At 44.5% G+C, this 12,310-nt stretch carries 9 protein-coding genes; 1 reads left to right on the top strand and 8 read right to left on the bottom strand.

Annotated features, from left to right (window positions below):
• The first annotated feature begins 161 nt into the window (after positions 1-161).
• On the top strand, positions 162-1,643 hold the full coding sequence (locus ABYU67_RS01560; RefSeq protein WP_372843243.1) for a phosphomannomutase CpsG: 1,482 nt from the start codon (positions 162-164) through the stop codon (positions 1,641-1,643).
• Between the two features lie 96 nt (positions 1,644-1,739).
• Here the strand turns inward: ABYU67_RS01560 and ABYU67_RS01555 are convergent, their stop codons facing one another.
• The 8 genes from ABYU67_RS01555 to odhB all read right to left on the bottom strand — a co-directional run bounded on the left by ABYU67_RS01555 (position 1,740) and on the right by odhB (position 12,268).
• Positions 1,740-3,152, bottom strand: coding sequence for a UDP-glucose/GDP-mannose dehydrogenase family protein (locus ABYU67_RS01555; RefSeq protein WP_372843242.1), 1,413 nt, complete (start codon positions 3,150-3,152; stop codon positions 1,740-1,742).
• A gap of 37 nt (positions 3,153-3,189) precedes the next feature.
• Positions 3,190-4,866, bottom strand: coding sequence for a glucose-6-phosphate isomerase (gene pgi / locus ABYU67_RS01550; RefSeq protein ID WP_372843241.1), 1,677 nt, complete (start codon positions 4,864-4,866; stop codon positions 3,190-3,192).
• 3 nt (positions 4,867-4,869) lie between these two features.
• Positions 4,870-5,742 (bottom strand): UTP--glucose-1-phosphate uridylyltransferase, encoded by an 873-nt coding sequence (locus ABYU67_RS01545; RefSeq protein WP_372843240.1) that lies wholly within the window; start codon positions 5,740-5,742, stop codon positions 4,870-4,872.
• Positions 5,743-5,805: 63 nt separating this feature from the next.
• The gene (gene galE / locus ABYU67_RS01540) at positions 5,806-6,846 is read right to left on the bottom strand and encodes a UDP-glucose 4-epimerase GalE (protein ID WP_372843239.1); all 1,041 of its coding nucleotides are present in this window, start codon (positions 6,844-6,846) and stop codon (positions 5,806-5,808) included.
• Positions 6,847-6,952: 106 nt separating this feature from the next.
• On the bottom strand, positions 6,953-7,828 hold the full coding sequence (gene sucD / locus ABYU67_RS01535; protein ID WP_372843238.1) for a succinate--CoA ligase subunit alpha: 876 nt from the start codon (positions 7,826-7,828) through the stop codon (positions 6,953-6,955).
• Positions 7,829-7,931: 103 nt separating this feature from the next.
• The gene (gene sucC, locus ABYU67_RS01530) at positions 7,932-9,098 is read right to left on the bottom strand and encodes an ADP-forming succinate--CoA ligase subunit beta (RefSeq protein ID WP_372843237.1); all 1,167 of its coding nucleotides are present in this window, start codon (positions 9,096-9,098) and stop codon (positions 7,932-7,934) included.
• Positions 9,099-9,312: 214 nt separating this feature from the next.
• Entirely contained in the window at positions 9,313-10,764 is a 1,452-nt protein-coding gene (gene lpdA, locus ABYU67_RS01525; protein WP_372843236.1) for a dihydrolipoyl dehydrogenase, read from the bottom strand.
• Positions 10,765-11,035: 271 nt separating this feature from the next.
• Positions 11,036-12,268 carry a 2-oxoglutarate dehydrogenase complex dihydrolipoyllysine-residue succinyltransferase gene (gene odhB, locus ABYU67_RS01520; RefSeq protein ID WP_372843235.1) on the bottom strand — a complete coding sequence of 411 codons (1,233 nt, stop codon included), beginning with the start codon at positions 12,266-12,268 and terminating at the stop codon, positions 11,036-11,038.
• Between the last annotated feature and the right edge of the window lie 42 nt (positions 12,269-12,310).

The raw sequence follows: 12,310 nt of genomic DNA, 5'->3' as shown, positions 1-12,310 counted from the left end.
GGTTAAAGAATGGGGTTAGAGAATCGCCGTATCGTATAACGAAGCGACATATCTGCGGCCTACTCATTTAGCAGTTAGTGTATCATTGATGCACAACTGACTTATAATCCTATTATTCCTCAATACTTTTTCAATACCCATGCGCAAGGAACTTTATTGTTATGTCTACTTCTGCGACTGTTGGCTATCAGCCAGCGACTGAATTTCATCCCATCACTATCGATTCATTCAAAGCTTATGATATCCGCGGCGAGCTTGGGGTCAATCTCGATGAAGCCATCGCTTACCGTATCGGCCGTGCTTTTGCGCAAATTTTATTTCAGCGTTATAGCAGTGCAGATGCCACAGCCGAACTGACAAACTTAAAACCAGCTATCGTAATTGGTAGCGATATTCGTCATTCAAGTGAGCAGTTAAAACAAGCTACCATCAAAGGTATGCTAGATGCTGGCGTCGATGTGATTGATTTGGGCATGACAGGGACAGAAGAGGTGTATTTTGCTACCAGTCATTATCAAGCGTTAGGCGGTATCGAAGTCACCGCCAGCCATAATCCGATCAATTATAATGGTCTAAAATTGGTCAAAGAGCACTCAAAACCGATTAGCGCCGATGATGGTTTGGCAGAAATTCAGGCATTGGCGGAATCTGGGCAGTTTATCGCTGACAACGCATCAGGCAAGTTACAGCTGCTAACGGATAAAAGCGCCTATATCGACCACGTCATGACCTTTGTCGATACCGCTAAATTAAAACCGCTTAAGCTGGTTATTAATTCAGGTAACGGCAGCGCAGGTCCAGTGGTTGATTTATTAATCGATAAGCTTGTACAAGCTGGCGCACCCATTGAAGTGATTAAATTACATCATACACCGGATGGCAGTTTTCCAAACGGTATTCCCAATCCGATGATTAAAGCTAATAGAGTTGCCACCCAGCAAGCGGTGTTAGCACATAAAGCCGACCTTGGTATTGCCTTTGATGGCGATTTTGATCGCTGTTTCTTATTTGATGAAGAGGGCGAATTTATCGATGGTAGCTATGTCGTTGGCATGCTGGCGCAGGCGTTTTTAAATAAATATCCAGCGGAGTCCATCGTCTATGATCCACGGGTAATTTATAATACTGAAGCTGTCATTCATGAGTACAATGGCAAGGCAGTGATTAGCAAATCTGGCCACTCATTTATCAAACAAGTCATGCGTGATTCGGGTGCGGTATATGGTGGCGAGATGTCAGCACATCACTATTTTCGCGATTTTTTCTATTGCGATAGCGGCATGATTCCTTGGCTCTTAACCATTGAGTTATTATCGATTACCGGTAAAACCTTGTCAGAACTGGTCAGCGGTTATATTGCAGCCTATCCAAGCTCAGGTGAGCTGAATTTTCATCTGACCACCCATGACGCGCAGACGATTATCAAGGCGATTGAAGAGAAATTTAGTACCGAAAACCCAACCAAATCAATGCTCGATGGTTTGAGTTTAAACTTTGGCGAATGGCGCTTTAACCTGCGCGCCTCAAATACCGAACCATTGATACGATTAAATATTGAAAGTCGCGGTGACGCTGCACTATTAGCCACCAAAATAGCAGCTATTCAACAATGGCTTGCAACTCAAGGGGCTGTACCCGCTTAAAGCTTTATTTTGGTTAAACTCACTAGCTTCCTTATAAAAAGCGCCAGTGAATAAACATATCCACTGGCGCTTTTTTATCACTGTTTTATAGCGCCATCATTTAGCGCGGCCAATCCCCATGTAAGCACCGACTAGGCTATCAATTTGTACACTGGTTAAGATATTTTGTGCATCGAATACAGGTATGGCTTGCTGATTTAAGAGGCTTATATTAAGTTGCTCCTCTGGAAGCCAGCTGATAATAAAGAGCGCTTGCGCCTTGTCAATTTGTTGATAAGGCGTGTCTATCAATTGCAGTAGCGGCTGCTGTCCATAAAGTGCTGCAAGCTCAGTCTGGGCTTTATCACTATAAACCAGCGTGCAAATATTATAAGACCATAATAGCGCTAAGAGCGGATGTATGGCTGAGCCTGCCGTGCGCCCTGAGCCTGCCTTATAACTACCGCCCCAAATCATAACGGTTTTATTATCGATAAAACCGTCAAAATACTGCCAAAACTTGCGAAATATCAGCTCTTTTTGATCTTCATTAATATGGATGACCGACTGTAATAACGGCATAGCCAAGCTTTGCTCATGGCTGGACTGCTGTAACATTGACAATTCAGCGGGCAACGTATGACCACCAAATCCCCAGCCTGCTTGTAAGTAGCTGCTCCCTACACGCTCATCAAGCCCCATGATATGGCTGACCTGTTGAATATCGACCTGTCGACTATCGGCCAAGCGTGACATCTCATTCATAAAACTCACCCGCGTTGCCAGCATCGCCATGATGCTACTACGAGCAAATTCGATAGTCGCGATATTGGCATAATGAGTAGCGCGTGCCTGCTGCATCAACGGCTGTAGCATACTCAAATGATGACTACTATTGGGCGTTTTTTCGCCAAGTAGCCATAGTGAGGGATTTAACATCGAGCTATAAGCACTGCCATCTTTTAAGAATACAAATGGTAAGTAATAAACCCAAGCACGTTTTAAGCGCTGAGACAATGTCTCTATCGCCCCAAGCTGCTTAATACCACTCATCATAAGCGGTTGTGACTGCTCATGACTGTGATTAAAAGCAGTAAGCCAATCATCCTCTACCCATACGGCATCGATACTGTCTAAAAATAGCCAATATAGGGCCACTGTTTTTGCTTCAGCAGCTTGCTGATTTTCCTTGAGCAAAAGACTGTCGCGCGGGCTTGCTTCTTCATAGCACTGGACTAGCTTATCAGCCGTAGTTGGCAGCTCAAAACTAATAATATGCTGTTGCTGCGTATACATTTGCCATAATGCTTGCAAATGATGCTCAAAACCGTATTGCTGTAGCTGCTGCGCCAATAGCTCTTGGTCTGCGTATAAATGAACGTGCTGACCAAGGCTTGCCAGCACCACAGCGCTGGTCACCGCCTCAATACTATGACCAATCAGTACGCAGACCGCAGGTTTTTTTGCCAAATGGTTAAACGCATTGGGTTCAGATTGGGGCATATTTTTATCCATAGTCTCAGCGCTCATAAGTGTACCTTTAATCATTGTCAACCTAACAGCGCTATCAAGACAGCTGTTTAATGTGTTTTAGTAGCTGATTGGTCGAGGTATCAAATGGTGCGTCTGGTGCGTCGCCCTCTTTTTGCATCGCCTCATGAACGGACTCTGCCATCTGCTTACCCATCTCAACGCCCCACTGGTCAAACGGATTGATATCCCAGATGCTGGCCATCACATAAACCTTATGCTCATAAAGCGCAATTAACGCCCCTAAGCTGTGCGGAGTAAGCTCATCAAGCAGTAAGGTAGTAGAAGGCTGGTTGCCGCGATAGTACTTATATTTATCAGCGTGACAAGCAGCTTGACTATCTGTTTCAGCGATAGCCGCATTACCAAATGCCAGTACTCGGCTTTGCGCCAAACAGTTGGCTAACGACAGTTCATGCTGCTGTTGAAGCGGGGTACTTTTTGCCGCATCGCTATAGCGGCGTACACAAGCAATAAAATCACAAGAGACCTGCTGTGTCCCTTGATGCAGCAGCTGATAAAATGCATGCTGGGCGTTTGAGCCTATCTCACCCCATAAAATCGGACAGGTATCATAATCAATACGTTCACCATGTTGGGTCACCGACTTACCGTTACTTTCCATCTCAAGCTGGGTTAAATAACTGGGCAAATAGCTTAAGCGCCCATCATAAGGCAATACCGTATGAGCATTTACCTGTAAAAAAGTGCTATTCCACACAGCAAGCAAACCTAGCAGCACGGGCAAGTTTTCTGCAAAATCTGCCTGCACAAAATGTTCATCCATACTATGAGCGCCTGCCAACAACGCTTTAAACCCAGACATACCGATACGAATGGCAATAGCAAGACCAATCGCTGACCATAAAGAAAAACGCCCACCAACCCACTCCCAAAGCTGCAATTGGTGCTCAGGATGAATACCCCACGCGCTCATTTTTTCACTATTGGCTGAAATACCAATAAAATGGCGGCGCAATACACTCTCTTCTGTACCCGCACGCAGCTTGGCGGTCGCAAGCAGCCAAGACAGCGCCGTTTTAGCATTCGATAAAGTATCAACGGTACCAAAAGATTTAGACGAGATAATAAATAAGGTGGTTTCAGGGTTGAGATGTTTGAGCAGATTATCTAGCTGTGTGCCATCCATATTGGAGACGAAATGGACCTCAACACAGGTATCTGCCCACTCATCAAGGGCAGTGGTTGCCATCAGCGGTCCTAAGTCAGAACCCCCTACACCAATATTGACCACATCTGTAATCGCTTTACCCGAAAACCCGCGCCATGTCCCACTGCGTACACGCTCAGATAAGCGTTCAACTTGCTGCAAGCTTTGGTGAACATCAGCGACGATATCTTGATTATCAAGTTGTAAGTTTGCAGTAGCTGGCAAGCGCAGGGCGGTATGCAAAGCAGCACGTTCTTCGCTGGTATTTACCATCGCACCTTGTAATAAAGACTCAATACGTGCTGACAACTCACAACTGTGTGCCAAATGTAAGAGGTTCTCTAGTACCTCATCGTCTAAGCACTGCTTGCTATAATCCATATATAGTGTACCCGCAGTTGTACTAAAACGTTGGGTGCGCGTATCGTCTTGCTCAAACAGGGCAGCCAATGACCAATTCGACTCAGCCAATGTTTGCAGCTTCTGCCAATATTTAGAATGACGTGCGCTGCTATAGGCTTTATTGTCTTTTATATCGTTCATCAGCTACTCTTCATCAGCTAATTGCTGCTGAGCAAAATATATAAAGGCTTGCATATAAGAGCGCATATCACCAGCGTCATAGCTGTTACCACGCATGGTCGTCACATGGACACCATATTCACTAATAAGCGCGTCAATGGCGTCAGTCAGCTGAATCTCACCGCCCACCGACGCTGTAGTATTGGCCAGATAATCAAAAATACGATGACTAAAGACATAACGACCGACCACAGCCAGTCTGGAAGGCGCATCAGTAAGGTTTGGCTTTTCTACAAAACCTGCCACTTTAAAGCTGACATTCTTATCTGTTTTGTCATCTATATCTCCTGCATGACTTAACTGAGCAATACCGTATTTATGCACATCCTCATCGGCGACTCTGTCGACCAATATCTGTGAATGACTGTCTTTGGCAAAAGCTTCTATCATAAACGCCAAATTGTCAGCAGACATATCACCATTAAAAGGATCAAGTACCACATCTGGCAGCAGTACCGCAAAATCATGCTCACCAATAATCGGACGGGCGGCAAGCACCGCATGACCTAAGCCCAATGGCTTACCCTGACGTATCATCGATACGGTCACATCATCTGGTAGCCAGTTTAGGCTGTCTGCGAGCTCGTCTTTACCTTTAACCCGTAATTGATTATCGAGCTCAGCATTGATATCAAAGTAATTTTCAATCGCACTCTTTTGCGCATGTCCAACCAAGACAATATGTTTGATACCAGCAGCAATGGCTTCTTCCACCACATAATGGATGGCAGGACGATTGCCAAGCGGTAATAGCTCTTTAGGTACCGATTTAGACAGCGGCAACATACGCGTGCCAAAGCCTGCAACAGGTATCACGGCGTGAGTAATTTTTTTCATAATCTCTAACTTTATTAAAAAATGTGAGGTAAAAGGCAGCTTTAAAGATAGTTTTTATACCATCTAAGCGATGTTATAACCATTAGGATTGATGCTCTGCCAATGCCAAGTATCTTGACACATATCAGTAATAGACAAGCTTGCCTTCCATCCTAATAACGCTTGTGCTTTATCGGCACTGGCATAACAACTGGCAATATCACCCGCCCTGCGCTCTACAAATCGAAAAGGTATATTCTGACCAGATACGGCAGAAAAGGCAGTTAGCAATTCTAGCACCGAAGTACCCTTTCCTGTTCCTAAATTGATCGGCAGAAAACCCAAGCCTTGCTGTTGCTGCGTTAGATAATTGAGCGCGGCAACGTGACCCTGTGCAAGGTCAGTGACATGGATAAAGTCACGTACACCTGTACCATCGACGGTCGGATAATCATTGCCAAAAATGCTTAATTGATCAAGCTTGCCAACCGCGACTTGCGAGATATAAGGCATCAGATTATTGGGGATATCATTGGGGTCTTCGCCGATTTGTCCAGAGGGGTGCGCGCCTACTGGATTAAAGTACCTTAAAGGAATCAGGCTCCAGCGATTATCTGATAGCGCCAAATCTTCTAAAATATGCTCAACAGTGAGCTTACTTTGTCCATAAGGGTTGGTAGAAGAGCGCGGTGATTCCTCGGTAATGGGTAACACCTCAGGATCGCCATAGACCGTAGCCGATGAAGAGAAGACCAGATTGCTAACCTCATGTTCAGCCATGACTTTAAGTAAGGTAATGGTACCATTCACGTTATTATCATAGTACATCAAGGGCTTAGCCACAGACTCACCAACCGCTTTTAGGCCAGCGAAATGAATCACACCAAAAAACTGATGGGCGGCAAACACTTGCCTGAGTGAGTCAGCATCACGAATGTCGCCTTCGATAAAGTCGATAGGCTGTCCAATCAGAGTAGATACGCGATTGATCGCCTCACGGCTACTATTGGATAGATTGTCATATACCACCATATCATAGTCTGCCTCATGCAGTGCTATACAAGTATGGGAACCAATATATCCAGCGCCGCCGGTCACTAATATTTTATTTTTAATATTTTTCATATTGATATCCAAAGCTATTTTTAAACAAAAAAAGACACCCCATTGTAGGGGTGCCTTCATTATTTTTCAACGTCATTTGAGTATTAGAAGCAGTTAGCTGCTGATACTACCAGCCTGTTACTTCTTTTAGTTTCTCACCCAATTTTGATGGGTCACGCGTGTAAGCAATGCCTGCCGCTTCGAACGCTTTAAATTTATCTTCAGCAGTACCTTGACCACCAGAGATGATAGCGCCAGCATGGCCCATACGCTTACCTTCAGGAGCGGTTACACCAGCGATATAACCAACCACTGGCTTAGTGACATGGTCTTTGATATAAGCAGCAGCTTCTTCTTCAGCAGTACCGCCAATTTCACCGATTAGGATGATTGCTTCAGTTTGTGGATCTTCTTGGAACAGTTTCAGTGCATCAATCTGGTTCATACCAGGGATTGGATCGCCACCGATACCGATACAGGTTGATTGACCAAAACCAAGTTTGGTGGTTTGAGCAACGGCTTCATAAGTCAAAGTACCAGAGCGTGAGATGATACCCACTTTACCTGGCAAATGGATGTGACCTGGCATGATGCCGATTTTGCACTGACCTGGGGTGATAACGCCTGGGCAGTTAGGGCCGATTAAACGTACATCGCCTGCTGCTTCAAGGTAGCGTTTGGCTTTTAGCATATCAAGCGTTGGTACGCCTTCAGTGATAACAACAATCAGCTTCACACCAGCGTCAATTGCTTCAATGATAGAATCTAGTACAAATGGTGCTGGTACATAGATAACAGAAGCATCTGCTTGGGTCGCTGCCATTGCTTCAGACATGGTGTTGAATACTGGCAAACCTAGGTGCGTTTGACCGCCTTTACCTGGGGTTACGCCGCCAACAACTTTCGTACCATATTCGATGGCTTGTTCTGAGTGGAACGTACCATTTTTACCGGTAAAACCTTGCACCAATACTTTGGTGTCTTTATCAATTAATACACTCATTATCTTATCCTTGTATGCGGTTGTCTTGTCGGCGCTTACTATCCTGCCACGCTAAATGTTAACGATGGCAAGATGGCAGCAAGCGCCTTGTACTCTTGAGCAATTAAGCTTTAACAGCGTCAACAATTTTCTGAGCAGCGTCTGATAGACCTTGAGCTGAGATCAATTTCAGACCAGATTCTTCTAAAATTTGTGCGCCAAGCTCAGCATTGTTACCCTCTAGACGGACAACAACTGGTACTTTAACGTCAACTTCTTTGATCGCAGCGATGATGGCTTCTGCAATCATGTCACAACGTACGATACCACCGAAGATGTTGATCAAAACACCTTCAACGCTGCTGTCTTCAAGAATGATCTTGAATGCTTCAACAACGCGATCTTTGGTTGCACCGCCGCCAACGTCCAAGAAGTTAGCAGGCTTGCCGCCATACAATTTGATGATGTCCATCGTTGCCATTGCAAGACCGGCACCGTTTACCATACAACCGATATTGCCTTCTAGAGCAACATAGTTTAGGTCAAATTCAGCCGCTTTAAGCTCACGCTCATTCTCTTGTGATTTGTCTTGTAGCGCAGCAATTTTTGGTAGACGATACAAAGCATTTGAGTCGATACCGATTTTGCCATCAACACAAACGATCTCGCCATTTTCGCGAACCGCTAATGGGTTGATCTCAAGTAAATCAATGTCGTTTTCAACGAATGCTTGATAAGCACCAGTCATCAATTTAACGAACTGATTGATTTGCTTGCCTTCCAGACCCAATTTAAACGCCACTTCACGCGCTTGGAATGGCAATAAACCAACCAATGGATCGATATTTACTTTAAAAATTTTCTCTGGCGTTTCTTCTGCAACTTTCTCAATCTCAACACCGCCTTCAGTTGATGCCATAAACGTCACGCGACGTGAAGAGCGATCAACAACAGCGCCAAGATATAGCTCAGTTTGTACTGGGTACATATCTTCTGCAACCAATACGAAGTTAACTGGCTGACCAGCGGCATCGGTTTGATAAGTTACAAGGTTTTTACCGATAAGCTCTTCTGCTACTTGCTTAGCTTCTTCACGAGTCTTAACCAGTTTCACACCGCCAGCTTTACCGCGACCACCAGCATGAACCTGTGCTTTGATGACGGCGATATCTGTTGGGGTTTTATCAAATGCTGCTGCTGCTTCGTCGCCATTATGGGCAATGATGCCTTCTTGGATTGGCAAGCCATAGCTTTTCAATAGCTCTTTTGCTTGATACTCATGTAAATTCATTGATTGAATCCTTTATTTTTACCATTAATAAAAAATGAAAACCCATACATTGTAGAATGTTCTACGGTATTTAAGACCAACGCCATACTTAAATAGTCATTTAAAAATAGCAACTCAAAACGACTGTTTTAACAGGGCGATGGTCATGTCATCATCTAATAACCATTTAATACACTTAAAGTATTTTTATACAAAACATCTTAAGCGGTTAAAATTATTTACGTTTTTTACGCTGAATGGCGTGAATCGCACGACCATCTGCTGACAATGCGGCTTCATGGACGGCTTCAGAGATCGTTGGATGCGCAAATGTCATCAACTGCAAATCTTCGATGCTTGATACAAATTCCATCGCAATCATACCCTGATGGACGATATCGCCTGCACCAGCAGAAATCGCATGCATACCTAACAAACGATCTGTTTTGGCATCAGCAACCACTTTGATAGAACCTTGAGCTTCACTTTGGGCTAAAGCACGACCGTTAGCAGCTAGGTTAAATGAACCAGTTTTGACTTCGTAACCAGCAGCCTCTGCTTCTTGCTCAGTCAAACCAACCCATGCGATTTCTGGATGGGTGTAAATGACGTTAATGATAGTATCGTAATTCACTTGTGCTTTTTCGCCATGAATACGCTCGACCGCCATCATGCCCTCTTCCATGGCTTTATGCGCAAGCATAGGACCACGTACCAAATCACCGATTGCATAGACGCCATCAAGATTGGTTTTGCACTGATCGTTGACATCAATCAAACCGCGTTCGGTCAATTGAATACCGCTGTCTGCACCAAGTAGTTTTTCAGAGTAAGCGCGACGACCAACACAAACGATCAGCTTATCAAAGCTCTCTTCGCTAGATTCGCCTTTGGCTTCACTGGTAACGATGACTTGATCGCCTTTCACTTCAGCATTGGTTACTTTGGTATCGACACGGATATCAAGGCCTTGCTTTTTCAGCATCTTGCCCGCTTCTTTAGCGATGTCTTTGTCAGCAGCAGCCAAGAAGCTAGGTAGTGCTTCATATACTACAACTTCTGCGCCAAGGCGACGCCAGACTGAACCAAGTTCAAGACCGATAACGCCAGCACCAATAACGCCTAAACGCTTAGGTACGGTAGTAAAGTCAAGCGCGCCAGTAGAATCAACGATGCGATCGCCGTCAGTTTTGGCCACTGGAATATCAATCGGTACTGAACCGGCTGCTAAGATAACGTTTTTAGCAGTGATGATGGTTTCACTATCATCAGTAAGGGCGGTAAATTTCACTTTTTTATCAGCGCCCTTGCCATCTTCTAATGTGCCCCAGCCTTGTAGCCAGTCAACGCCATTGCCTTTTAATAATGCTGCAACACCGCCAGTCAACTGCTTTACAATGCCTTCTTTACGGGCAATCATTTGCTCGATATCGATAGCAACGTCGCCAGTACTGATACCATGCTCAGCTAGGTCGTGCTTGGTCGCTTCATAGCGATGTGAGCTGTCAAGTAGGGCTTTTGATGGGATACAACCGACGTTTAAGCAAGTACCGCCAAGCGCAGGCTCACCTTTATAAACACGCTTTTCGATACAAGCGACGCTCATACCTAGCTGGCCTGCACGGATTGCCGCTTCATAACCACCAGGTCCGCCGCCGATGACGACTAAATCATAACTCTCTTTCATAATACGTTCCTATTTTAATTTTAGTTTAATCTTAAGTAACCTATAAACCAGTTTTATCTCGTTAGTGAACCATCGACTTATCTATTCGATAACCAATACGATATCTAAATGATAGATAATAGATGCGCTTAAAAAGACGATAAAGATGGATGCTGAGTATTTTTAGCTCATTGCTCATAAGATAGAACTGAAAAAGCTAAAAGGCATTAAAAGATAATCTATACAAAGCTAAAAAGCTTGTATCAGTCATGACTGATACAAGCCTAAAAACTTAAAGATCTAAAAGTAGCATAGTAGGGTCTTCAACCAATTCTTTTAGTGTTACTAAGAATTGTACCGCTTCTTTACCATCAATCATACGATGGTCATAAGACAGGGCAAGATACATCATTGGCAAGATTTTAACTTCACCATTAACTGCCATAGGACGGTCATTGATGGCATGCATACCCAAGATTGCAGTTTGTGGTGGATTCAAGATAGGCGTTGACATAAGTGAACCAAATACACCGCCGTTTGAGATAGTAAACGTACCGCCAGTCATCTCATCCAAACCAAGTTTGCCTTCTTGTGCTTTACCACCAAACTCACGAATCTTGGCTTCAACATCAGCCATGCTCATGCGATCAGTATCACGCAGTACCGGTACAACAAGACCACGGTTAGAAGATACGGCAACACCGATGTCATAGTAACCATGATAAACGATATCATCACCGTCTAATGAAGCATTTACAGCTGGGTAGCGTTTTAGTGCTTCAGTCGCTGCTTTCACAAATAACGACATAAAGCCTAAACGCGTGCCATGACGCTTTTCAAACTGATCTTTATATTTGGTACGCATATCCATCAACGGTTTCATGTTGACTTCGTTAAACGTCGTTAGCATTGCCGTTTCTTGAGAAGCGGCGAGCAGACGATTGGCGATTGTTTTACGTAGACGAGTCATTGGTACACGTTTTTCGGTACGCTCGCCAACCGCTTCAGCAACAGGACGACCACTATCAGAGGTGATTGAGCTGTCCGCTTTTAATGTTGGGTTTGACATGTCAGTCTTAGTTACACGACCACCGCGACCACTGCCTTCAACGTTTTTAGGATCTACACCAGACTCTTTAGCCGCTTTACGGACTGCAGGGCTTTGATCTTTATGATCCGCTTCAACAGACGCTTGTACTGGCTCACCGCCATCTGCTGCTTGCTTCGGTTGTACTGGAGCAGCTGGTTGATCTGGATCAACAGCAGGGGCAGCTTCTGCACTGGCGCTCGCGCCCGCTTCAAATTCAGCAATCAGCTCATCAGACAATACAGTATCATCGACTTGCTTAACGATTTTGGTCACTACACCATTATCAGGTGCAACCACTTCTAGTACCACTTTATCGGTTTCGATTTCAGCCAATAGGTCATCACGGTTTACTTGCTGACCTTCAGTGACGTGCCATTCAACGATTGTACCATCGGCAACCGATTCTGGAAAAACGGGGGCTTTAATTTCAGCCATCGATATACTCCTTAGATTTGGATATTACTATTTATAATTAAG

Source organism: Psychrobacter sp. (assembly GCF_041554015.1).
In the GTDB taxonomy this organism is placed as follows: Bacteria; Pseudomonadota; Gammaproteobacteria; order Pseudomonadales; family Moraxellaceae; genus Psychrobacter.
This window is presented reverse-complemented; position numbering and strand designations above follow the sequence as displayed.